Source organism: Paenibacillus sp. plas6, assembly GCF_057221655.1.
In genome coordinates, this window is record NZ_CM170151.1 from 48,874 (window position 1) to 75,065 (window position 26,192).

Genomic DNA, 26,192 nt, shown 5'->3' on the forward strand with positions numbered 1-26,192 from the left:
ACTGCATCAAAACATGAAGCTTTTGCGATATTGACTAGGAGACACTCCTTTAAGTTTTTTAAATACTTTTGTAAAGTAGCTATGGTCGGAATAGCCTACTTGAACACTAATATCAGCAATTGCTTGATCGGTTGTCTGCAATAACTCTGCTGCCTTTTCAACTCGCACTCGGTTTAAATATTCATTAAACCCTTCCGCATGATGTGAGGAAAAGAAGCTGGACAAATAAGACGGATTAAAATGAAAATGCTGTGCCACGTCACTTAGCGTAATTGGCTCCATATAATGCTGATGTATATAGTCCACAATCATTGTTAAATTAGCATTATAATACGGTTGTTTAGTTTTATTTACAGCCTCTCTGACTGACTCAATAAAGCTTTGCAACTGCTCAATTACATCGAGGATATGCGACGATTCATTAATGCTGCGGAAGTATTGATATTTATTAGTTTCTAATTCCTTCGTATTCACCTCGAGCTTATTTAACATAACAATCATATTAAAAATCATGTTACCTACAAGCGACTTAAATGCAAATACATCTAACGCATAATATGACTCTGCCGCTGCAACGTATTGATGAATCATATCAATCGCTTCATTTACTTTTCGCTGCTGCAGTAATTCCATATACTGACTCATATTAAAGCTTGGTTCAGCTCCATTTAACTTAGGAAGCTCTTCAACCATAATAAATCTTCGATCTTGCGGTAAGAAATAACGATAAGCAAGTATTTTACTAAATTGTTGATATTGCTCATGTAATTTGCTTATGCTAGAAAAGCTATTCCCTAATGACCATATTAATTTTTCCTCACTCCAGCGTGCAGAATTCGCTAAGGCCCGAATTGCAGGAATAATACTAGCCCAAAATTGCTCATTACTATTCAGCAATACAGCTACAGTATTTGCTTCTGTTGGCAGAACGTAGTAACTCAATTGCTCTTTAAACGGTATAAATATATCCTCTAGCTTCTGCAGCAGTTGCTCCTTTTTTGTTTGATTTAGCCCCCCGCTTCTAATTTCAGTGCCAAAAATGCGAAATCCGGCAAACGGAATTAAGCTCAATGAATCTTTTTCGGCTTCGTTTAATTCATAGCCTGCTAATAAACGATCTAATAACATGCTAATGTTTGGCTGATGGCCGTCATTTTTCCCTTCAAACTGTAATGATGGAATTCGTTTTGCTGTCCGTTTCAAGAGCGCAAGTAATTGATCAGCATCTAATCTAGGTTTTAAGATATAATCTGCTGCACCCTTTTGAAATGTATCTCGAACGTAGTTAAATTCACTAAAACTGCTTAGTACGATAACTTCAATTAAAGGATAATGTTCTTTTATTAAACTAGTTAATTCGATGCCATCCATTTGTGGCATTACGATGTCGGTAATCACGATATGTGGCTGTACTTCTGCAATAAGTTTGAGTGCCTCTTGCCCGTTTGCAGCCTCACCAACAATAGTGAAGCCTTCTTGCTCCCATTGCAGTAAATGCTTAATCCCTTGCCGAACAAGTACTTCATCGTCGACAATGATTACCTTACATACAGTTTCCATTTATATCCTCCTAACTTGAACCATCATTTAGAGAAACTAAAAAAAATATAGTAAACGTTTTCTAGTTATTCGTCAATATCTTCCTTTCTAACGAATTCATTCTAAATCATTTTACTGAAAAATGCGAAAGTTTATATTTTACAGTAGTTTCATTTAATTGAAAACGAGGATGTTCGCTCAGCAAAAAGCTGATCTTTGAACATCCTCGTCGGTTGCGCTACGGATAATTCGCCTTGTTTGACGCGCTTTTGCTGCGCTTCGGAACAGTTTGCTCTTACTTATCGACGCTTTTGCAACGCTCCGGAACAGTTTGCTCTTACGGACGCTTTTGCAGCGCTCCGGAACAGTTTGCTCTTACGGACGCTTTTGCAGCGCTCCGGAACAGTTTGCTCTTACGGACGCTTTTGCAGCGCTCCGGAACAGTTTGCTCTTACGGACGCTTTTGCAACGCTCCGGAACAGTTTGCTCTTACGGACGCTTTTGCAACGCTCCGGAACAGTTTGCTCTTACGGACGCTTTTTAAACCTGATGCTTTTTATGATTAATAAATTGTTAGCATGAGGTTTAAAGGCGTCACACTTCGTTCTCCAGAGCTAACTTTCCTTCGCTGTGGTCATTTCAGTACCGCTCCGTTCTCCAGTGCTAACTTTCCTTCGCTGTAGTCATTTCAGTACCGCTCCGTTCTCCAGTGCTAACTTTCCTTCGCTGTAGTCATTTCAGTTTCAATCCGTTCTCCAGAGCTAACTTTCCTTCGCTGTAGTCATTTCAGTACCGCTCCGTTCTCCAGTGCTAACTTTCCTTCGCTGTGGTCATTTCAGTTCCAATCCGTTCTCCAGTGCTATCTTTCCTTCGCTGTGGTCATTTCAGTACCGCTCCGTTCTCCAGTGCTATCTTTCCTTCGCTGTAGTCATTTCAGTACCGCTCCGTTCTCCAGTGCTAACTTTCCTTCGCTGTAGTCATTTCAGTTTCAATCCGTTCTCCAGAGCTATCTTTCCTTCGCTGTAGTCATTTCAGTACCGCTCCGTTCTCCAGTACTAACTTTCCTACGCTGTGGTCATTTTAGTACCGCTCCGTTCTCCAGTGCTAACTTTCCTTCGCTGTAGTCATTTCAGTACCGCTCCGTTCTCCAGTGCTAACTTTCCTCCGCTGGTAGCAGCTTACTTTTCAAGTTAACATTGTAGTTTTATGCCCGCTGCCTTATTATAGCTATTTCCTAGTTCATTTTAGCAACTCTAGCATACGCAGCAGCATTATTACTGCTTCAGCTCTTGTTGCTGTTGTATTTGGATCAAAGGTGTTGTTTACTTTACCAGTAACGATTCCTTGCTCTGCAGCAAGTTTTATATAGGATTTTGCCCATTTCGGAATGTGTTGATCATCTGAGAAGTTTGTTTGCGCTACTTCTGGAACAGATAGTTTAAGTGCTTTAATGATAAGTGTGACCATTTCCGCACGTGTTATTTCTGCTTTTGGTCTAAAGCTGCCATCTGTATAACCATTCACTATTCCATTTTGCGCTGCAAAAGCTATTGCTTCTTTCGCCCAATTGCTAATTTGCTCTGCATCGGTAAAGTTAAATGTTTCTGCGATTTGCTCCTTAGGCTGTAATACTCGTACTAAGAGCACGATAAATTCTTCACGATTTACAAATGCGTTCGGTCTAAATGTTTGATCTTCATAACCATTAATTATACCTTTAATTGCTGCTTGTTTAATCGCATGTTCTGCCCAATGTCCGCTTATATCGCTAAAGTTAATTACTGGTTGCTCTGTTGGTTCAACTGGACTTGATGTATCTAAATTTTCTTCTGGCTCTGGATTTGCATCAGGTATACTTGGCGCAGTACCCGGTGTTGCTCCAGTATTATCTCCAGCTTGACCATCTCCGCTGCTGCTGCTTAATTGACCATTAATTCTAATTTCTATGCTTGCAGATACACCTGAACCATCTTTGGCAGTCGCTACAACTTTAACGACACCGTTCTTTTCCGCTGCAAGCAAACCGCTTGAACTAATCTTAGCTCTATCGGTCCACTTAACCCCATCTTTTTCATAAACTGCCCATGTCACTTCCTTATTATTTGCATTGTCTGGCAATACTATAGCGCCTAATTGCAGCTTTCCGCCTTTCACATTAATTTCAAAAAGATGACTTTCGCTTGTGATTGTTATTGACTCAACTTTCACAATTTCAGGTTCTGCTTCCTCTTCTGCTTGATTGCTAATCGTAATAAGTCTGCTGCCACTAACGCCAGAGCTATCTGTTGCAGTTGCAACTACTAGAACTTTGCCATCCTTAACAGCAGTTAGCAGGCCTTCTTCATCAATCGTTGCTTTATCTGTTTCTGTAACACCATCTTCTTCATAAACTGCCCATGTCACTGCTTTATTTGTTGCTTGTTCAGGCAGTACATTAGCCTTTAACTGCAATGTTCCGCCTTTTTCCGTAATTTCATAAATATGATTAGCAGACTCTACTTCAATATTTTCAACTAAAACTTCTTCCTCAGCTCCAAATTCTGCTGCGAAAGTCCATTCTTCAGACCAGCTCATACTAATTTGGGCAGTCTCGTTATCTAGATGTAATGGAAGCCAAATATATCTCGAATCTTTTAAATTATTTGGCACCCAGCGATCCGCCATAAAGATAAACTTATCTTTTACTAATTCTCCGTCTCCGTTACGATAAGGCAAAATGAAAGTGCTTTGGCTATCATGGGTAGTTCCATTTACATCATCGATAAATGGATCTCCTTGAGATACCCATGGACCAAACATTGTAGGTGCTGTAAAGTACTCCGCTCGATTAGGATTCCAGCCAGTTAATCCTGAAGTAATCATATAATAAGTACCATCTTGCTTAAATACAGCTGGTGCCTCTCTCCATGCTTTAAACGCTTTAACCCAATGAACTCCCTCAATCGAATTTCCGTTTTCATCAGTTGCAGGTCCAGTATAATCCTCATTCAGCATTAGAATAATCATCGTGCTGTTTTCCTCAGAGGAATAAATTAAATAAGCAGGATCATATGTGCTCGGATCACCATCATCATCAACAAATAATGTCATATCACGCAACATACCGTCATTGTCATCGTTCCAGCCATCATTCGGCAATCTCATTGTACCAATATATTTGAACGGACCATTCGGTGAGTCACTAACTGCTACTCCTCCTTCCGCCGTCCAATAGGATCCAGCTTTAGGTCCATCGTGATGCCACCACATCACATAGTTATCATTTTTCTGATTATAGATAACCTTTGGACGTTCAACGACTTTATCCCAGTTAAAGTTACGATACATCTCCTGCTTCTGCTCATTCGTATATCCTTCGTAAAGCGCATTGAGCTCAGCAATTCTTTCTGGTGAATTATGCTTTATCAATGTATTGTATGGTGATTTCAATGTACCTGTATAGTAACCTTTGCGATCGGTTATTGCAGGCATTGCCTCGTATTTGTCATAACTAAATGATTCACCAAAATTTTGATACTCCTCTGAATCCTCTGATAAATATAATGGTTGATCCTCTTCTGGCAGTTCATCGGCACCAAATCGCACGTTATTGAATACAGGCAATACGATTCCTTCATTTTTCCAATTGTACAAATCTGTCGATGAATATGCATGAATTCCTGTTGCGACGACTGATCCATCTTTAAAGTTATTTTCTGTCTTATCCTCGCCATACCAATAATACGTTTTACTTTTTTCATCGTATAAAATTCCGCCGCCATGTGCTTGAATTGGTACGCCATCTGTATCAACCCAAATTTCGCCATTTCGAATCGATTGAATATTTCCGTAATTTGCATAAGATTCATAAATGCCAGTAATCTTCTTTGCATAGTAATTATACGATTCTCTCGTGATAAGATTAATTTCATTTACTGCTGGCAATTCACTAAGCGCTTCATCAATTAACGATTTTACATAATCGCTTCTTGTATCGCGTAATTGCAGCAGCTTGTTATACGCCTCTGACAAATCAGTTATTTCTGGCTCATTTACTTCCATCTCGTAAACTGCTATTTCTGCAATTGAAAGTGTCGTTGCATTGCCGCCGGTTGTGAACGTTTGCAAAGCAACATATCTTGCGTCCTTAGAAGTAAATGTTGCTGTCTGATCTTCCAAACTATTCTGATCAAAGAATCCTATGCCTGCGAGTTCAAAATATTGATCAAGCTCTTCTTCTGTTCCTGTTAATGCTACATTGCTTAAATCCTCGTTACTTGTATAAATTCTAAATTTACCAATGCGCCCGTTGCTCATATCTTGTCTAGGTGTATATAAAATTCTGCCTATATGTTCTCTAGGTTTTTGCAAATCTAGTACGATAAAATCACCTGGCACATAACGATGACCTACATTAGTCCAATTTGTCTCAAAAAAAGTACTGCGATTGCCATCAAGCATATTTGTCGCCGGCGTTGTTGAATGTTCCAAAGGTGTAAATTTAATGCCAATATCTCTAATTCGAATGCTGTCTTGTTGCAATAAGTTCATTTCTTCTACTATTCTCGCAGTTAAAGAATCGATCGTTTCCTGCGTTACTGTATTGTATGATAATAACTCTTTTGCTTGTTCGATTAAATTGTTAAGCTCTTGTAAGTACTCTGCATCCTTTGTATATTGCTCCATAAATTGCTCTGCATTGCTTATCACCTCTTCAAGCTGAGCTTTGCTGACAACGAATTGTGTGTTACGGAATAACGTAATTTCAGCTGCAGAGCCGAATTGATATCCAGCATCACTTAGCGAAGCTAATGCAGTAAAGCGAATATGCGTTGCATCTACAGCAGTAAAGGAGGCTGTTTTTATTTGCTTGTCAGCAGCCCATGTACCCTCTGCAACTTTCTCATAATTAATGCCATCCTGACTTGCCTCGATCATAAATTCCGTTACAATTCCGTTCCAATCTCTATCTTGTCTTGGCACATATTCCAGTTTATACACTCCTTTATATAGCTGCCCTAAATCATAGGTGAGCGAATGAGGCAATGGTGTATAGTCATTACTCCAGCTTGTGTGCCACATTGTGCTAGTTGATCCGTCAATCGTCATTTCTGGACCTTCGCCTGTATGTGAGCTAGTCGCTGTTGCTATGATTCCTGCTTTAGGAATTTCTCCTGATGAATATTGAGCAAACTGCTTGCTAATAGAAACGAATGCCTCAGTTATTGTAAAATTATCGCCCTGTAAAGCATTATCTGCTTCCGCAATTAATGCTGTAACTTCAGAAAATTCCCCATCACTGTTATCAATTTTCTGTAAATAATTTTCCATATCCGATTTTAATTTCAATAATAATTCTGATGGTTTAGCATCCTTAATAACAAAGGTAGTAATCGAGCGAGCTTCAACCTCTGTCGTTAATTTATTGTTTTCTGTTGTTGCAGTTGAAAGCAATAAATTTTTCGTAGATGAGGTTGTATAGACATCTACTTCTGAGCTAATTCCTGTAAATTGGAACAAATCAAATTCCAGTAATCGAGCAGAGCTGTCCGGATTACGATAAACGATAATAACTTCCTCATCTGCAGGGTTAAATGCGGTTAACGTACGTCCTTCATCATCACTGTTTTCAAAGAAACGTGAGCCTTGCGGAATAAATTTACTGAAATTAGCCATTGCGTAATATTTCTTTGTATACCACCATTGCTCCGTATCAAAATCAGCATGGATAAGTCCCCAGTTCATATTTTCTTGGTCTGGCAGCATATTTTTCTCGCTTTCAATTGCTTGCCATAGTACCCAGGCTTGCGGTTCAAACCATTTAATATCAACCATAATTTGATCTGCTAGTGCCAAGGCAGGGGTAATATTAGAGTGATCGTGGGCAACTCCGCTTGGTCCTAAGTCAACCTCTGACATCCATAGCTTTTTATTTTCTTGTTCAGCAAGCTGTCGAACTTCAACTCGCTTACTCCCTCCATAAGCATGTACATTCATCTGATCAATCGCATTTTTCGTATCTTCTGGATATTGACTCCAGTTTACAAGGAACGTATCAATAACCGACTCTTCCATTGCAGAGATTTTCACTTCATCCCGCAAGTCCAGCCGCTTAAGAGCCTCACTTGTTTCCCAAATAATCCATGCTTGTTTGTCAGGATCCCAATGAGAGCCTTCTTGTCTGCCGCCTGCCCGCCAATAATTCGTATTTGGTTCATTAATCGGTGATAATGTATCGAACGTAATACCATGTACGTCTTTATAATATTTAACAACTTCCGCTAAATAATTAGCAAAATCAGTATAATGCTCATCCTTTAGGTTCGTTTTGTTTGCATCAAAGTGACCAGAGGTGTACCCACTATATGTCATGTAGTATGGAGGTGAGTTAGAAAAAGCTTCAGATATGAATTTATCCCCTCTCTCATCTAATCTCTTTTTTGCTTCTAATAACCACCAGCGCTGATTTGCATCAGGCTCCTCGTCAAAATTAAAAATAATGTTACCGCTTTCATCAAATCCCGAAGAAAAACCTGGCATCGCACCGCCTTGCCGCATATAAGGTTCATGATTTGGATCATCGCCGCCGCCTATGTTGTAACGAACAATGTTATAATTAAGTCCTTCTTCACTGTACAGTGCATCGACTAAACTGCTTTTTGCTTCTTCATTGGACCAGCCGCCTGTTACGTTTCCGAACCAAGCTAGCGCTGTTCCCCAGCCATCCCATTCTTTTTTCATTTTTTCAGCATCAAGTAAAATTACCTTTGGAGCAGAAGCAGCACTTATTGGCTGCGACAAACTAGCAAACATTGACCCTATCAATGATAGAGTAAGACCAGAGATGGTCATCTTTTTCATTATGTTTCGCTTAATCATGTCCTTCCTCCTTATTCGGTAAATTGGTAAAACTTGACTGTGGATAACGCCCTTATTTTATCAGGACTGTAAATTTTACTTCTATAACAATATTTACCTCTATTCGCATTTTTATCACTTTATCAAAATAAGATCCATTGGAAGATATATTCAATATTTGTAAATATTTTTGTTTTGGTAAATTTCTTAGATAAAAAAACCTTTAAGGCTATAGCAGCGTCAATTATAAAAGCTGCTACTATAGTCCTTAAAGGTTTTTGTTGTAAAACTGATTACGATAGTGCTTTAACTCTTCCGCATTTGTAACGCGATGTCTTGCCCAATCAATTAAGATTCGATCTACATAGCGGAAGCTTAGCTTGCCTGCAAAGACCGCTTCCTTTAAGGCAAGCGTAATGATTTCCTCTGAATAGTTATCCTTATAAAACCAAGCATGTATCGTTTCATATTCCATTGGTGAAAGAGGTCTACCAAATTCCTGCTCAAATTTTCGAAATAAGCTAGTAATATCATCCTGCTGCTTGATAGCCTCGAGCTTGCGGCGATCAGCTTGTTTACTTTCTCTACGCTGCTCGGCATACCAAGCAGTCGCTTTAATCATCCAACCAGACCAATTGTAACGTTCGACGATAACTCCATTGACCGTTTCATGATCAATGCTCAAAAAGCCGTTGTTTAACAATTGCTGAAGCCACTCTGTCACTTCATCCAGCTCGGCTCTCATTGAATCTGCAATTTGCTCTGGAGTTGGAAATGGTTGCTGCTCGGCAGTTGAAAATAACATAATTTGCAGCATTAACATCGCTTGAGCATGAGATAAGCCAAGTGCGCGATAGCTTTTTAGCAATAAGGAAGGTACATATATACCACCTTCACTTAGCATCACCTGCATGCCATGAGCATATGCTTTCCAAATATGATCGCTCAATCAAGCCCCCCCTTTTGAAGTTGTCATTACTTCACAAGACGATAGGTATCACGCGCAATAACTAATTCTTCATTTGTAGGTACAACCATAACTGTTACTTTAGAATTGTCTGTAGAGATAATTCTAGGCTCTTTGCTGCGAATTTTGTTACGCTCAGGGTCAAGCTCAATACCGAAGTATGTTAGACCTTCGCAAACTGCTTGACGAAGTACAATAGAGTTTTCGCCAACGCCTGCTGTGAATACAATAACATCTAGTCCATTCATCGCAGCAGCATAGCTACCGATATATTTTCTAATACGATATACATACATATCAAAAGCAAGTTTTGCATTTTCATTGCTATCCATTGCATCAGTAATTTCACGCATATCTGAACTTAAACCAGATACAGCAAGCAAACCACTGTGCTTGTTAAGCATTGAGTTAACCTCATTCAATGTAAGGTCTTCTTTATTCATTACATAAGGAACAATCGCTGGGTCTAAGTCACCAGAGCGTGTACCCATCATTAAACCTTCAAGCGGTGTCATACCCATACTAGTATCAAACGATTTACCGTCTAGAATTGCTGTTAAGCTGCCACCATTACCGATATGACAAGTAATCATTTTTAATGATTTTAGATCCTTACCTAATGTTTTCGCAGCTGTTTCACTTACATAAGCATGAGATGTGCCGTGGAAACCATAGCGACGAACTTTATGTTTGTTATATAGTGTTTTAGGAATTGCATATAGGTAAGAAGTTTTTGGCATTGTTTGATGGAACGCAGTATCAAACGTAACGACTTGCGGTACATTTGGCAAATTGGCTTCTACCGCTAAAATCCCCATCATATGAGCTGGGTTATGCAATGGTGCAAGGTCAAACAAACGACGAATTTCATTTTTTACTTCGTTAGTGACGATTGCTGAACCTTTGAATGACTCACCACCATGGACAATACGATGACCAACCGCTTCAATTTCATCCATTGATTTAACAACACCATATTGCTCATGTGTCAGCTTTTCGATAACGACTTTAACACCAGCAACATGATCCAAAATTTCTTTAACCTCTACAATTTCGTCCATACCTTTTGGCTCATGTACGATGATTGAAGAATCCATTCCAATACGTTCTACACGGCCGCTAGCTAGTACACTCTCATCAGTCATATCAAAAAGCTGGTATTTAATCGAAGAGCTACCAGCATTAATAACAAGTATTTTCATTAAATTCGATCTCCATCCGTATCATATTTGAAAAAGCCTTGTCCTGTTTTCACACCTAGATGTCCTGCACGGACCATTTTCTTAAGGACAAAAGAAGGACGATATTTCAATTCGCCATACTCACGGAACATATTTTCCAATGCAGATTGAACAGAATCTAAGCCAAAATGATCTGCCATTTGGAAAGGTCCATATTTAAAGGAATATCCGTTACGCATCGCCAAATCAATATCCTCTACAGTTGCTACCCCTTCTTCTAATACATGGAGTGCTTCATTAATGAATAGACAAATCAGTCTAGTTGTAACAAAGCCTGGTGATTCAAACACCATAACAGCTTTTTTCTGAATGGCATCAGCAAACTCTTTCATTGCTTCAACAGTTGCTTCAGAAGTTTTCAATCCGCGAACAACTTCAACAATGTTAATTGTTGCAACTGGATGAACAAAGTGCATTCCAATTACACGTTCAGGAGAACGTGTTGCACTTGCAATTTCAGTTAAGCTTAAAGATGAGGTATTACTTGCCAAAATCGTTTCAGCGGAAGTAATTTGATCCAATTGCTTGAAAAGCTCTTTTTTCGCTTCAAGATCTTCAGAAATGGATTCAATAATTAATTCACACTGAGATAACTGTTCAAGTTCAGTTACTGCATGGATACGAGAAAGTATCAATTTTTTTTCAGAAGTAGTAATAGCCCATTTTTCTATTTGTTTATCTAGGCTTACTTCGATCATATGCTGTGCATGTTCAAGACGATCAGCAGATTTCTCCATAATGTAGACATCAAGACTATTTTTTGCAAGCATTTCTGCTATGCCTTGACCCATTGTGCCTACTCCAACAACTCCAACTTTCTTTATCATAGGTATTAGTTTCTCCTTAGTGTTTTGTCAATATTATTATACCTGTTTTAAAGATATTTTGTAGTGAAAGTAAGCGCTATTCTGCAAATTGTTACAAAAATATCTTATTTTCAAACGTTTTCTTGCATAAGATTTCGAAATTTGTCACCATTTATGAATTCTTCTTCTAACAATATTGGTAACGTTTGTTCAAAAACATTCGCATGCTTGATAAGGTATTGTTTTGTTTTTTCTAAGCATTCATTTAGTACTTTGTTACTAATAGCACTCCAGCGATCAGCGGTCATCATTTCCGCATTAATGATCCCTTCATCTGTTAATCCGCATTCAACCATCGTTTTCACAATGTTTAACGCTTGATCAAAATCTCCCTTTGATCCAGTGCTGCGTTCACCGTAATAAATTTCCTCTGCAACCGCTCCACCAAGTGTGACCATTATTTTATGCTCAAGCTCTGTCTTTGTATACAGATATTTATCCGCAAGCGGCGTATGCCTAACAAAGCCTAGTGCTCCTCCACGTGGAGAAAGTACGACTTGTGCTACCGATCCGGGAGTCGTTACTTCTGCCATAATCGCATGACCAAGTTCATGACGAGCAACTCGAATTTTATCTTCAGTTGTTGCTTCACGATTATTTTTCTCACCTAACAGCACTTTATCAATTGCATTTTGAATATGCTCCTGCAAGATGGCTTCATCGCCCGCTCGCATCGCATATATTGCCGCTTCATTCATTACTGCTTCTAATTGTGCTCCAGAGAATTGGTACGTATCTTTTGCTAATTCATCAAAATCGATGTTATCAGCTAGTGTTTTGTTGGCAGCATGAAGTTGTAAAATATGCTTTCTTGACCGCTTATCAGGCAATGCTACTTCAATATGGCGATCGAATCGCCCTGGACGAAGTAAAGCATCATCAAGCATATCTTTACGGTTTGTCGCTGCGATTAATAAAATATGAACTTCAGCGTCATGATAAATCCCATCTAACTCCGTTAATAGCTGATTGAGCGTCTGATCGTACTCACGCAGCTGTCCACCGTCACGTTTACCGCCAATCACATCGATTTCATCAATAAAGATAATTGCACTTTTTTTCCCCATTGCTCTAGCCTGCTTGCGTGCCTTCGTAAATAATTCACGTACGCGATTGGCGCCTGTACCTACGTACTTTTCGACAAATTCACTGCCTGATGCTGCGACAAACGCACTGTCTGTATAATTTGCTGCTGCCTTCGCTAACAATGTCTTACCTGTTCCAGGAGGACCCGTTAAAAGTATCCCTTTTAAAATTCGTATGCCTCGTTTAGCAATTTGCTCACGATTAACAAGAAAATCAAGCGCTTCTTGAAGCTCATGCTTTACATGCTCTTGCCCGCCAACATGATCAAATGTAATAGGCGGAATAACTTGCTCCTTTTTATTTTTTAAGCTCGCTAAACCTAGAGAGCCTTTACTATTAAATTGCATGACATATAAGAAAGCAATAAGCAGCAATATTAATACCGCTGCACCAAAATGTACGAAATAACCTATCGCAAACACGAGCAGAGCTAGTGCAGTTCCGATCAAGATTTCTAATATATTATTTCGCATTATTCCATACCTCCATTTTACCGCCATCAAGTGGAAGCAATTGATCTAAACGCAGTCCATCCTTAAGCAATGTAATGTAAACATATTGCTCGTCCATATCGGCTATTGCCTCTACACCTTCATTTTGCTGTTCAATCAATTGCATAAGCTCAGGTAATTTTGAATATTGCCCGTTAGCCATTATCTCTGCTATTGCAAACAACTGCTTCTGCCAAATGGCTTTTAGCTCTGCACTTTCAGTATCATTGTGAACTAATGAAAGGGTGTAGTCAGTTTCATTTAACTTTTGCTTAGCCATCACTTCTTTAAGCTCATCGAATGCTTGCTGAAGCTTGTAGTTCTCTTCTACTTGCATGGAGATATTATATTTCCCATCTTGCTTTTTAAGCGGTAATGTAATCTGTGAATATTGCATGCTTGCAAGCTGTTCTTGCAACGGTTTTTCCTGTGCAATATAACGATATCCAAGACTTCCTGCTGCTAATAGCAGAACAACAACTAGGAATGAAACAATAACTGGTTTAAACTTCAAATCTTTCATAGCAGCATCTCCTCTATCTAATAAAATTTTATATAATAAAACATAATAATTAGTATATATAAATGTATATAACTAGAGTATATCAATAAGTATATCACTTATTTACACTTGATGTATTATATAAATAAAGGAAGCTTTTTTTAATGAGGAGATTATGCATGAAATTGATTAAAAAGTTGAAATATACAAATCGATAGCAAAAAAACCTTTAAGGAAAATTAACAGCAATAAAATTAGTTATTCTAATCTTGCAGTTATAATCCTTAAAGGTTTTAATTGATTTATACAATTATTTAATTTTCATGTTGCCTTATTCAGTTACGAATCGCTAATCGGCATACTGCCCTTAGGAATCGTATATTCATCAATTAAGGCTCCAGTGGTCATATTATAGAAAGCAATTTTCATATGCGAAGTATCGCGATCACGATATTTAACTTCCCATACAAATTGATTAAATGCATAACCCGCTTGCAAGCTGATGTTCGTCGCATTACTTTTGCTTTTTGTAACGATATTCTGCATATCCTCTTTCGTTATTGCCACGTTATAATTAAGCTCAGCAATGAAATTTGTATTATCCCACACTGAATATGTTAATGCACCGTTCTCAACCTTGTTAGCCAGCAATATCCAATAAGCAGATTCCCATACATATTTTTCTAAGCTCTCGATGCTTTCTAAATCATAGGCTGCTCTCTGCTCGATTATTTTTTTAATATCGCTTTCTTGCTGCCAAACCTCGCTCTGAATGGAACGGTAAAAAAGTGCAATCAATGTAATGATTGCGACAAGCAACAACAAGATTAAAATAGTCCAGCGTCGTTTGGTCATTAACGGCGGTCGTTTTTTTTCAATTGCTCTCATTTTATTTCAATAGGCGCTGATAAGCTGCCTCTGCCTCATAACGAATTTTTTCCTCATCAAGTGTAAGCAGCTGTCTGTTTTTCACAAGTTGTTTACCAGCTACCCAAACATGCTGAACATCTCGTCCATTTGCAGCATATACAAGATGCGAAACAAGATCGGTACGCGGGAAGAAATGAGGCTGATCAATATTAATCGCAATAAAGTCAGCAGCTTTTCCAGCCTCTAAAATACCGATATGATTATGCCATATCGCTTGCGCACCAAGCGATGTGCCAAGTTGCAATGCTGTGTATGCAGGCACCGCAGTTGGATCACCATATACTCCTTTATGCAATAATGCAACTGCACGAATTTCCTGGAACAAATCTAAATTGTTATTACTTGCCACGCTATCTGTACCTAAAGACAGCTTTACCCCTTTTGCTAATAAGTCAGGCACACGAGCAACACCGCTGGCTAGCTTAAGATTGCTAATCGGATTATGAGATATGGAAGCGCCGCGAGTTGCTAATAAATCAATTTCTTCATCAGTCAAATGCACAGCATGAGCCAGCAATGCAGGACGACTAAAAAAGCCAAGCGCATCTAAGTGTGCTACAGGACGTTTTCCGTACTGATCAACATTTTGCTGAACTTCTGCTTTTGTTTCTGACATATGCGTATGTAGCGGCAAATCAAGCTCATGTGCAGCGGCAATAATACGCTCAATATAGTCAGGCGGGCAAGTATATGGGCTATGCGGAGATAGCATTGTTCGAATTCGTCCATCCCCCGCTCCGTTCCATTGCTTTGCAAAGCTAATCGCATCTTCAAGCTTAGCTGTTTGCTCCTCAGGAGAACATAAACCGATAACACCGCGAGTTAAAAACGCACGAATACCAGCTTCCACTGCGGCTCCTGCTACTTGATCCATACGATCATACATATCAACAAACGTTGTTGTTCCGCTTAATAGCATTTCCGCAATCGCCAAGTTGCTGCCGGCTCTTGTGTCCGCATCAACATATTTAGCCTCCATTGGCCACATTTTTTCTTGAAGCCATACTTGCAGTTGCTGATCATCTGAATAACCGCGCAGCAACGACATCGCAGCATGTCCATGCGTATTTACAAGTCCAGGCATAAACAATAAGCCTTTGCCATCAACTACTTCTGCCCCTTCGCAAGCAGCAGGCTCTTGTTCACCAACATATGAAATAACTCCGTTTTCTACTAACATATGTCCATGAAACACCTGCGGCTTGTCAGTTGCCATTGTAATGAAGGCACCATTTTTTACCCATATTTTACTCATTATTTTCCTCCTCTTTATGATTTAAGTAGTAGGCAAGACTTAATAATTCCTTTGTAAAATCAGCGTGTTGTACCCGTACCTCCTCAGGAGCACGTAAAATAGTTGGAGCGAAATTAAGAATCCCTTCAATTCCCCCTTCAATTAACTGATTGGCAACTGTTTGTGCTTCCTGAGCAGGAACGGTAATAATTCCGATGCGGATATTCATTTTCTTAATCGTTTCTGAAAGCTCTGACATCGGTTGAACAATTAAATTATTTATTTTTGTCCCGATTTTACCTTCGTATGAGTCAAATACCGCAACGATTTGCATATTATCCTTGCTATACTTATTATAGTTGCATAAAGCATGCCCCAAATTTCCTGCACCGATAAGTGCTACATTAATCGTTTGATTAATCTTTAGAATTTGCCGAATTTTATCAATTAAATAATCAACTTCATAGCCAATGCCCTTGCGACCAAAATCACCAAAGTATGCTAAATCCTTGCGTATTTGCGCAGGATTAAAATCTAATAAATGTCCAAGCTCTTGTGAAGATACTGTCTTAACCTCACGAACCTTTAACTCATTTAATACTTGCAAATACAAGGGTAATCGCTTGACGACAGCATCAGATATTTTTTCTTGTTTCAATTGATGCCCCTCCCTTTCTTTTACAACCAATCTTTCCTAGTACTATGAAGGATCTATGAAGGATTAAGCCATTGATCCATTCGTTGTACCATCTGGTCTGCAAACATTGTCTCAATTTTCGGACCTGGCAATGAATATAGAAAATGTTTGCCATAATAAGCTTCGATTACGCGTGTATCATAAATGATAACAATTCCTTTATCGGTTGCTGTGCGTACTAAACGCCCAAAACCTTGCTTAAAGCGAATAACCGCCTGCGGAATAGAAAGCTTCATAAACGGATTTTTCTTTTCGCGTAAAAGTAACTCTGACTTCGCTTCAACTAGCGGATGATTAGGCGGCTGGAATGGTAAGCGAACGATCGCTAAGCATTGCAATGCTTCTCCTGGGATGTCAACACCTTCCCAAAAACTGCTTGTACCTAGCAAAACAGATTGCTGTTGCTGTAAAAATCTTCTCGTCAGCTTCGTCCGGTTATTACTATCAATTCCTTGACCTAAAACGGTAATATTTTGAGGTTCAAGCAATTCCTTTAACGGATCATACACCTGCTTAAGCATTCTATAGGAAGTGAACAAAATAAGCATTTTGCCACCAAGCCCAACAGCGCAATCAAATAATGAGCTTACTAATTTATCTAAATACGACTGAGGTACGTTAGAACCCTTCAATACTGGAAAATCTCTTGGAATAATAACTAACGCCTGCTCACGATAACGAAACGGGGAATCAAGAATTACTTCATTGACTCGGTCCTCTAGCTCAAAATTGAGACCTAGCTGTTCTTTCACATAAGTGAAATTTTTTTGGATAGATAACGTCGCAGAGGTCATAATAACGCTATCTTTAACATTAAACAGATATTTTTTTAGCAATGGCGATACGTCTATTGGCGATGCTAATAATTGAACAGAACGAAACTTATAGTTCTGAGTTCCTTCCACCCAGTATACATAATCGTCCATTTTAAACCCAATAAATTGACGCAACTCATCCTTAATACGATTTAGCTCACGCACAACCCCATTTAAATCCGTTAATAATCCAGACAGTACAAGATCTTCATCTAATCGCTCTTTAATATCTGCAGCTAGCTTTTCTAATGACTTCGTAAAGCGATTGAGTCCAACATATACTTCATTTTCAGTTTCGACGATATTGCTCCAACGGCTCGGCAGATTGTTTTGATCTAGGCGCAGCACAAAACCTCCAGCCTGCTCTGTAGCATCATTGCCAGAAGTTTCTGCTTCAGCTGTTAAAATTTCATATAAATATTCAAACAGCTTGTCCCAATGCTCTTTAATATCTTGTAGCGTAGGGAAGGAAGTGTCGATTGCTTCTTGCCATGCTGCCAGATGATCATCTCCCTCCTGAGCAATTTTAACTCGCAGAGAAGGAAGTAAGCCGCTTCTACTGTCTTTAAACAAAGTGGTCATTGCATGAATATACGAAAAATAATTAATTTGGTTACCAAGATGTTTGCTTGCAACTTCTTCTAAATGATGCGCCTCGTCTAAAATTAAATTGTTATAGCTAGGCAACAGCCTATGATCGGCTTGAATATCAGTAAATACCATCGAATGATTCGTAATGCATACATCAGCGATATTCGCTTCATGCTTCGCACGATGATAGTAGCAACGTTTAAACCAAGGACAAGCTCGATTCAAACATGAGTCTGCATCACTAGCTACGGTATCCCAAAAGTCTTGACCACGTAAACCTAAATTTAGCTCTTCTTGATCGCCTGTTTCCGTTTCAGTTAACCAAATTACCATCTGTGATGCTGTAATTGGATCATCTACAGGTGTTGCAAAATCAAGTAAATTGAGCTTATGTTCAAATTTGCGCATACATAAATAATTGCTTCTCCCTTTTAACAAAGAAGCACGAAAAGGAAATGGCAAAACCTCATTCAAGAGAGGAATATCTCGATGACGCAGCTGTTCCTGCAAATTAATGGTATGGGTACTAACAACGATCTTTTGCTCCGCTTGGATGCCATAATATAAGGAAGGTATAAGGTAACCTAATGATTTTCCTGTTCCTGTCCCAGCCTCAATTAACAAATGCTTTTGTTTGCTAAGTGCATCAAAAACTTCGGAAAACATTTGCATTTGCGGCTCACGCCGTTCGTAGTTTTCATATAATGACTGAAAACGCTGTTGAACATCATCAATATATTGCTCGAAGCTGACATTGCCCTCGAAGTAACTGTTGGCATCCTCCATTTCACGTACAGAAGTTTCCTCTTGCCAAGGCTTCGCCTTCAAGGCAAATTGTCTGTAGTAATCATAATCCGCTGAGTCAAAAACTGCTCCTTGCTCAACAAGCTGCTCATTGTATTTAATAAACCAGCCCAAATCACGACTCTCATCAAAAAATGAAGATAGCCGCTGCAACGTAAGCAGCGGCAGGGAACGAAGCTTTTGAACACATTGAATGAATATTTGCGCTGTCGCCATAGCATCAGCATCGGCTTGGTGATGATGATTATGAACTATTCCAAGCTGTTCAGCTGCCGTTCCTAACTGATAAGACGTAATCGACGGAAATAAAATTCGCAATAAGTCCATTGTGTCTAATCTTCTTCCAACAAAAGGAAGGTACCCGCTATTTTCAAGTGCGTGATTTAAGAAATTAGCATCAAATCCAACATTATGCGCAACAAGAACAGCATCATCAATGTATGGGATAAGTTGTAACAATGCTTCGCTAATATCAGGAGCATCTTGAACATCAGTAATGCTGATTCCAGTTAAATTCGTAATAAAGGGAGGAATTTCAACTGTCGGTTTTACAAATGTGCTGAATGTATCAACTATTTCTAATTCATCAGATACAACGACAAGCCCAATTTGTATAATTTGGTCCAACACACTATGTCCTGTTGTCTCCAAATCCAAAATGGCGTATTTCATTTTTTAACCGTTCCTCTCACGTATAGCACAGCTCGGTGCTTCCTAAATATAATGACAATTTATGAGGAGATTCCAAGCAGTTTTGAATATTTTTTAATGGATCCTCAAACTTAGGATATAAACCATATGCTTTTTTAAATAACAATATTGCCTGATTTAAATTAAGCTTAATTGCATGGATACAACCAAGTGCGTTGTAGCTTAATGCTAGCCATTTCGGAAAATCACTTAATACAGTCATTAGTTGGAATTGTCGTTGTGCTTCATTCCAATTTCGTAAATGCATTAAGCTCATTCCATAATAAATGCGAGCAATATTACACTCCGGTTTCTCGGCAAGAATTGACTGCAAAATATGAGCTGCTTCCGCAAACATAAATAGCTTATAGTAGCCCTGTGCATACTCTAAAGCCTGTTCATGCTCTGGTGAAACAAAAAGATCACATTCATTGCAGGTCATTTGATTATCGTTATTTAATGAAATCATGTCTGCTTGACTAGCCTGTGCTACCATAACTTGCTGACTTTCTTTTGCAGCAGATAAGGCAGACTGACGCGAACGCACTGCGTTGAAAGACTGAGCCTCAGCAAAGCTAAGCTCATCCTTTGAACTAAGCTGCTTGTCCGCATGTGCAGTCACATTACTTTGATCCTCGGTTTGCTCCTCAAGTTCACGATAAAGCTCAAAAAATTGAGAAAGCTTTTCCTCTAAAGTAACATATTGATCTAATAACTCGTCTATGCTCGTCTTAATCTCACCTACAGCAGAGCAATATTGCTCTCTTTGCTGCTCATCAGCTTCACAATAATGCTCAATAATGTAGTCAAGAAGTTCATGCATGGATGAAAACAGCTTGTTGATCATACCGCATCCCGCCTTCTCTTTGTTAGTTGGAGTGTATGGTCATTTTTTGTTGAAAGCTCGTTTTTCATTCAGCATGGTATTCGTTACATAAACAAGGGATTAACTTGATTATAGTATGGTTGAATGAATTTCACCATTCATAAACTGAATTGGCTTATTGTTCGCATCCAGCACAACAACTGTTGGCTTATATGATCGAGCCTGTTCTTCAGTCATTAAGCTGTATGAAATAATAATAACATTATCTCCTGGCTGAACCAAGCGCGCAGCTGCACCGTTCAAACAAATTACACCGCTGCCACGAGCACCTTTAATAACATAAGTTTCCAATCTGGCACCGTTGTTGTTATTTACAATTTGAACTTTTTCATTTTCTAATAAATCAGCTGCATCCATTAAGTCCTCGTCAATCGTAATACTGCCAACATAATTCAAATTCGCTTCTGTTACTGTCGCACGGTGTAGCTTCGATTTCATCATCGTTCTATACACGTTCGATCACCTCTTCTACTTGGAATAACGCATTGTCAATTAATCTTGTGCTTCCAAAACGTACTGCAAGTGCCACAATAAACTTGCCGCTGGTTACTGCCCGAGACAATGGCAGCTTGCGCGGAACTGTGGATAAAGAAGGATATTCAAGTAGCTCTACATAATCAATTTGTCCAGAGGTTTCTTGGATACGGTTTGTAATTAGATTGATACATTGCTCTGCTGTCATATCGGCCCGAGATAATAATTCATTGGTTAGTTCATTTAATGATTGACTTAAAACAGTTGCTTCACTACGCTCACGTGCAGTTAAATAAACGTTACGCGAACTTAATGCAAGACCATCAGGTTCACGCACAATTGGACAAGGTACAATTTTTACGTTCATATCTAAATCATGTACCATTTGCTGAATAACAGCAACTTGCTGTGCATCCTTTAATCCGAAATACGCTCGATCAGGCTCAACTAAGTGAAATAACTTGCTTACAACTAAACCTACGCCGTCGAAATGGCCAGGACGAGAAGCACCGCATAGACATTCAGTTATCGTTGCAACTTTAACCGTTGTAAGTGGTTTAGTCGGATACATCTCCTCAACAGAAGGAATAAAAACAATATCTACTTTACATTGAGCAGCAAGTGCCAAGTCTCGCTCTTCATCTCTAGGATATTTATCCAAATCCTCATTTGGTCCAAATTGCATTGGATTAAGGAAAATACTTAATACAACAACACCATTTTCTTCACGAGCTGCACGCATCAAGCTGCCATGACCTTCATGTAAATATCCCATCGTTGGTACAAACCCAATGCTTTTCCCTTGCTTTTTTGCTTCTTTAATCGCTAGCTTTAATTGTGCTTTTGTGCGACAAATATTCATGCTTTATCTTCTCCTTCCAGCTTAGCTGTACCATACAACGATTGATAATTTTCTGCGTCGCCATGGAAAACATGCTCTTGGGCTGGGAATTGTTTGTTTTTCACTTCATACACATATGAACTTATTGCATCCTTAATGATTGCTCCGACATTAGCATAAGTTTTCACCATTTTTTTAGGAACATACGAGGCATCATATTGTAAAATATCGTGATAAACTAATACTTGACCGTCACAGCCGCGTCCTGCACCAATACCAATTGTCGGTATAGTCAACTGCTGGCTAATGTATTCAGCAATTTCTTCAGTTACAAGCTCAAGCACAACGGCAAATGCTCCTGCCTCTTGCAGTGCTTTTGCATCATCAAGCAGCTTCTTTGCTTCCTTTTCCAGCTTACCTTGAACTTTATAGCCGCTTAGCTGGTGAACAGCTTGTGGGGTTAAACCAATATGCCCCATAACAGGAATTCCTGCATTGACGAGCGCTCGAACGTGATCGCATATGTTCGCCCCACCCTCTAGCTTTACTGCTTGAATTCCAGCTTGCTGCATAAGACGCGCTGCATTTTTCAAGGTATCCTCTATACTAACGCCATAGGTCATAAATGGCATGTCTGCAACAATAAATGTATGTTGAGCACCGCGAGTTACTGCTCGTGCATGGTGGATCATATCATCTAGTGTAACGGGAATCGTCGTATCATAGCCTAATACAACATTACCCAAGGAATCTCCAACAAGTATAACATCAATTTCTGCTTCCTCCGCAAGTCTTGCCGAGGGATAATCATAAGCCGTAATGACAGTAATTGGATTTTTCTCCGTCTTCATCTTTGCCATAGCAGAAATCGTCAATCTCTTTTTCATTAAAATTCAGCTCCTTTAGTTGATGTGCAACACAAAAAAACCTTTTAGCCATCGCTAAAAAGGTCCTCGAACGTAAAGGAAACGATTGCTAGTAATGCTTCCTTCTGTCTCGGTCCCTTCGGCTCTGAGCAGAGTGTGCATTCTAAAATATCATTTGAAAAATACACAAAATAAACAGTATGGCGCTGACAAATCAATTGCGCAAGACCATCTCAATTAGCAGTGCAGTGCAGTTTCAACCGAATACTGCCTGGTAGACATAGTTTAACAGAAAATATCGAACACGTAAATTACTGCTTTAGCTTTCCAATATTACTGTCGCACTTCTCCCATTTCTGCTGAATAAATTTCACGTTGCGAGCCATCATCTAACCGCACTCTAATAGCCCCGTTTTCTGTTAAAGCGATTGGTGTAGCTATAAACTGCTCATGTGCTGTTGTCAGCATCATTTTTTTACCGAGTGAAAGAGCATAGCTTTCCCATAACGACGCAATTGGTGCAAACCCCTCTTGTTCATACCGGTGAAATAGCGTTTCCCATTCCAATAAGAAGGCTTTAACTAGTTCTTCGCGAGATAAAGTTTGACCACATTGGATACGGAGAGAAGTAGCTTTCGCAGCCAGCTCTTCTTCATAATCTTGTGCACTAAGATTTGCATCTATACCGATTCCTGCTATTACATATTTCAAGCGCTGTTCCTCAGCAGCAGACTCTAATAATATTCCGCACAGCTTTTTTCCTTGGTACAAAATATCATTGGGCCATTTAATCCCAACTTCTAAACCTGTCACCTTGCGAATCGCTTGTGTTAAGGAAACAGCAGTTAATAACGTAAGCTGAGGCGCTAATTGGATAGGGGTATGCGGACGCAAAACGATGCTCATCCATATCCCTTTCCCGTACGGAGAATGCCAGTTGCGGCCCATCCTTCCCTTGCCACTTAGTTGCTGCTCTGCTAGCACAACTTCGCCTTCCGTAGCTCCTTGTTCTGCAAGCTCACGTGCTATTAATTGAGTAGACGCAACTGACTTATAGTAATGAATTTTGTGACCAAAGCGATGCCCATATAGAGCCCTTTCCACTTCTTCAGCAACAAATGCTTTAGGTGCAAATTGCAAACGATAGCCATGCTTCGTTACAGCCTCTATTTCATATCCTAGACTTTCCAGCTTCTTAATTTGCTTCCAAACAGCAGTTCTTGATATTCCTAGCTCCTCGCTTATTCTTTCACCCGAAACATAGTCATTAGAGCTAGATAACAGCTCAATCAGACGTTCATTGCTCATCACTACATTCCCCTTCATTGTTTGCTAATACAAAAGCTTGAATAGCTTCCTTAGAATTTTGCAGCTTGCCACTTGCCACTTTAATAAATAGCTGTTGCAGCAACTCCTTTATCCAGGCTCCAGATGGTCTGTCATACCACTTAAGCAAATGCTTACCATTCACTTCTAATTGCTTAATGCTATTGATCGGCAACTTTTCATGAAATTCCCTTAAACTGCTCATTAGCTGAGGCGACAGCCACTGAAAATCGTCCAACCATCGTTCTAATTGTTCCGGCGAGTAGTTAAGCAAATGATGCAGCCATTGTTGCTTAAGTTCAATTGGCAGATGGCAGGCAGCACTTAGCTTTTGTTCACGAGCTTCTTTAGGTGGAGTACTAATATTAGCAATGGCTATTTTCACCTGATTAATCCACTCATTTAACTGAAGTATCGTACGAACTTCCGCCGATAGTTGATTGCTGAAGCGCAATGCCCGCATATCCTGCTGTGCCTGCTCGCTGTTAATGCCAAAACAAAGAAAAAGCAAACCCCAATTACTAGCTTCGCTCTCCTTAGCAGCTTGCGGCAACCGGCTTTGCAGCTCTGCTGACATCGGTAAAGAAACATCTCCAAGGAATAACTTTTCCTTTGTATGTTGAAGCAATTTGCTATGCTGCAATAATTGAAAAACATCGTTGCATGGAGCTGTTTGCAGCATTCGTGAAAGCTCATAAAAAACTCGCTCCATTGCGATGTGCTTCAGCAGCTTCCCGCATTTCATGATCGCTTGCTCACAACTTTCCGCCATACGCAGCTTATATGTTAAAGCAAAGCGTAACGCGCGAAGCATGCGCAATGCATCTTCCTGAAATCGTTCCTCGCTTATTCCAACTGTAGCTAAAACTCCATTGCGCAAGTCAGCTTGTCCGCCAAATGGATCATAAAGTTTCCACTCCCGATCAATCGCCATTGCATTCATCGTAAAATCTCTGCGCTGCAAATCAAGCTCTAAATTATTGACAAAGGCAACATCCGTTGGACGACGGTAATCAGCATAACCCGACTCTGAGCGAAATGTAGTCACCTCATACGCTTCCTTATCATGCAACACAGTTACAGTACCATGCTGCAAACCAGTAGGAATACTATGAGGAAACAATTTTAAAACATCTTCAGGCAATGCATTGGTTGCAATATCTATATCGTGGATTGGTTTACAGAGCAATGTATCGCGAACTGCTCCACCAACGAAATAAGCAGAAAAGCCTGCACGAAGCAGGATGTCCAGTACGGAGCAAGCCTTCTTCATAGCAGGCTGAATGAGCTGTGGATTCAATTGCTGAATCATATCATCACCTACTGAGAACGACATAAATTATATTGGGGTGGTTCAATTTCTGATTCTAGCCCTAGAACCTTATAATAAATGCTCTCATATTGATAAGTAATGCGATCATTGCAAAACTCTGTCTGCGCACGTTCAATACAAGCAGCTACGAAAGATTGATACAATGATTCGTTACTAAGCAGCTTAATTGCGTGATCAGCCATTCCTTGCACATCGCCAACTGGTGAAAGAAACCCTGTTTCTCCATGGGTAACAAGCTCTGGTATTCCTCCTGCAGTCGAACCAATGGTTGGTACACCGCAAGCCATTGCCTCTAAGGCAACTAAGCCAAAGCTTTCTTTTTCCGATGGCAATAGCAATGCATCTGCAAGGGAAATAATTTGCGCAACATCTTCTTGCTTGCCTAAAAACATCACTTTGTGCTCCAAGCCAAGCGATTTAATTTTACATTGGATTTTAGACAGTTCAGGTCCTTCGCCGACAAGCAACAGCTTTGCTGGCAATTTTTGCTGAACTTTATCAAAGATATCAATAACATCTGATACGCGTTTTACAGGTCTAAAATTAGAAATATGCATTAAGATCTTTTCGTTCGGTGCTGCATAATCTTGGCGTAAATTTGTAATGTCGCGCGGATAATATACTCGTTTATCAACAAAGTTATAGGTAAGCTCTATTGGCGTTGTAATATCAAGTAACTGTCTTGTTTCACGGATTAAGTCCTGTGATACTGCTGTTACAGCATCACTTTGATGAATCGCAAGGCGAATCAAATCCTTTAAGGACTCATCCTGTGCCAAAACAGTAATATCAGTACCATGCAGCGTTGTCACAGTTTTCAAACCATTTCCAAGCATTTGCTTTGCCAAATATGCACAAACAGCATGTGGAATCGCATAATGCACATGGATTAGGTCTAGATTTTGCATTTGTGCAACCTGCGCCATTTTACTTGCTAAACTTAGATCATATGGCGGGTAACGGAACACATAATAATCGTTTACCTCAACCTCATGAAAATATATATTTTTATGAAATTTTCCAAGTCGGAAAGGAACACTGTGTGTAATGAAATGAATTTCATGGCCACGTTCTGCAAGCAGTTTACCAAGCTCAGTTGCAACAACGCCTGACCCCCCGAGTGTTGGATAACATGTAATCCCTATTTTTAGTTTTCGCGCCAGAGTGACGCACCTC

General features: G+C 39.5%; 18 protein-coding genes. All 18 read right to left on the reverse strand.

From position 1 onward, the window contains the following. Positions 1-6 precede the first annotated feature (6 nt). Positions 7-1,560 carry a response regulator transcription factor gene (locus AC2TDL_RS00200; RefSeq protein WP_484697907.1) on the reverse strand — a complete coding sequence of 518 codons (1,554 nt, stop codon included), beginning with the start codon at positions 1,558-1,560 and terminating at the stop codon, positions 7-9. Between the two features lie 1,218 nt (positions 1,561-2,778). Beyond that, positions 2,779-8,397, reverse strand: coding sequence for an S-layer homology domain-containing protein (locus AC2TDL_RS00205; protein WP_484697909.1), 5,619 nt, complete (start codon positions 8,395-8,397; stop codon positions 2,779-2,781). A 247-nt stretch (positions 8,398-8,644) separates the two neighbouring features. Further along, complete coding sequence (locus AC2TDL_RS00210) at positions 8,645-9,325, reverse strand: DnaD domain protein (protein WP_484697910.1); 681 nt, start codon at positions 9,323-9,325, stop codon at positions 8,645-8,647. 26 nt (positions 9,326-9,351) lie between these two features. Beyond that, positions 9,352-10,545 carry an acetate/propionate family kinase gene (locus AC2TDL_RS00215; protein ID WP_484697912.1) on the reverse strand — a complete coding sequence of 398 codons (1,194 nt, stop codon included), beginning with the start codon at positions 10,543-10,545 and terminating at the stop codon, positions 9,352-9,354. Beyond that, positions 10,545-11,411, reverse strand: a complete 867-nt coding sequence (locus tag AC2TDL_RS00220; protein ID WP_484697914.1) for a 3-hydroxyacyl-CoA dehydrogenase family protein — start codon at positions 11,409-11,411, stop codon at positions 10,545-10,547. The genes AC2TDL_RS00215 and AC2TDL_RS00220 overlap by 1 nt, the downstream gene beginning before the upstream one ends. Before the next feature lie 110 nt (positions 11,412-11,521). Then, the gene (locus tag AC2TDL_RS00225) at positions 11,522-13,009 is read right to left on the reverse strand and encodes an AAA family ATPase (protein ID WP_484697916.1); all 1,488 of its coding nucleotides are present in this window, start codon (positions 13,007-13,009) and stop codon (positions 11,522-11,524) included. Further along, positions 12,999-13,550, reverse strand: coding sequence for a hypothetical protein (locus tag AC2TDL_RS00230; protein WP_484697917.1), 552 nt, complete (start codon positions 13,548-13,550; stop codon positions 12,999-13,001). The genes AC2TDL_RS00225 and AC2TDL_RS00230 overlap by 11 nt, the downstream gene beginning before the upstream one ends. A gap of 318 nt (positions 13,551-13,868) precedes the next feature. After that, a complete protein-coding gene (locus tag AC2TDL_RS00235; RefSeq protein WP_484697919.1) occupies positions 13,869-14,417 on the reverse strand; it encodes a hypothetical protein in 549 nt (182 codons plus the stop codon). 1 nt (position 14,418) lies between these two features. Continuing rightward, the gene (locus tag AC2TDL_RS00240) at positions 14,419-15,714 is read right to left on the reverse strand and encodes an amidohydrolase (protein ID WP_484697922.1); all 1,296 of its coding nucleotides are present in this window, start codon (positions 15,712-15,714) and stop codon (positions 14,419-14,421) included. Continuing rightward, positions 15,707-16,351 carry a redox-sensing transcriptional repressor Rex gene (locus AC2TDL_RS00245; RefSeq protein WP_484697925.1) on the reverse strand — a complete coding sequence of 215 codons (645 nt, stop codon included), beginning with the start codon at positions 16,349-16,351 and terminating at the stop codon, positions 15,707-15,709. The genes AC2TDL_RS00240 and AC2TDL_RS00245 overlap by 8 nt, the downstream gene beginning before the upstream one ends. A 53-nt stretch (positions 16,352-16,404) precedes the next feature. After that, positions 16,405-19,272, reverse strand: coding sequence for an ATP-dependent DNA helicase DinG (gene dinG / locus AC2TDL_RS00250; RefSeq protein WP_484697927.1), 2,868 nt, complete (start codon positions 19,270-19,272; stop codon positions 16,405-16,407). Positions 19,273-19,288: 16 nt separating this feature from the next. Beyond that, the gene (locus AC2TDL_RS00255) at positions 19,289-20,137 is read right to left on the reverse strand and encodes a hypothetical protein (RefSeq protein WP_484697930.1); all 849 of its coding nucleotides are present in this window, start codon (positions 20,135-20,137) and stop codon (positions 19,289-19,291) included. Between the two features lie 108 nt (positions 20,138-20,245). Further along, positions 20,246-20,629 (reverse strand): aspartate 1-decarboxylase, encoded by a 384-nt coding sequence (gene panD / locus AC2TDL_RS00260; protein ID WP_484697932.1) that lies wholly within the window; start codon positions 20,627-20,629, stop codon positions 20,246-20,248. Further along, positions 20,622-21,512: a pantoate--beta-alanine ligase gene (panC, locus tag AC2TDL_RS00265; protein WP_484697934.1), complete on the reverse strand. Its 891-nt coding sequence runs from the start codon at positions 21,510-21,512 to the stop codon at positions 20,622-20,624. Before panC ends, panD begins: the two co-directional genes overlap by 8 nt. Beyond that, entirely contained in the window at positions 21,509-22,384 is an 876-nt protein-coding gene (gene panB / locus AC2TDL_RS00270; RefSeq protein ID WP_484701324.1) for a 3-methyl-2-oxobutanoate hydroxymethyltransferase, read from the reverse strand. Before panB ends, panC begins: the two co-directional genes overlap by 4 nt. Positions 22,385-22,690: 306 nt before the next feature. Further along, the gene (locus AC2TDL_RS00275; protein ID WP_484697937.1) at positions 22,691-23,665 is read right to left on the reverse strand and encodes a biotin--[acetyl-CoA-carboxylase] ligase; all 975 of its coding nucleotides are present in this window, start codon (positions 23,663-23,665) and stop codon (positions 22,691-22,693) included. Next, a complete protein-coding gene (locus AC2TDL_RS00280) occupies positions 23,655-24,995 on the reverse strand; it encodes a CCA tRNA nucleotidyltransferase (RefSeq protein WP_484697939.1) in 1,341 nt (446 codons plus the stop codon). The genes AC2TDL_RS00275 and AC2TDL_RS00280 overlap by 11 nt, the downstream gene beginning before the upstream one ends. Positions 24,996-25,003: 8 nt before the next feature. Beyond that, on the reverse strand, positions 25,004-26,179 hold the full coding sequence (gene bshA, locus AC2TDL_RS00285; RefSeq protein ID WP_484701326.1) for an N-acetyl-alpha-D-glucosaminyl L-malate synthase BshA: 1,176 nt from the start codon (positions 26,177-26,179) through the stop codon (positions 25,004-25,006). Positions 26,180-26,192: the final 13 nt, after the last annotated feature.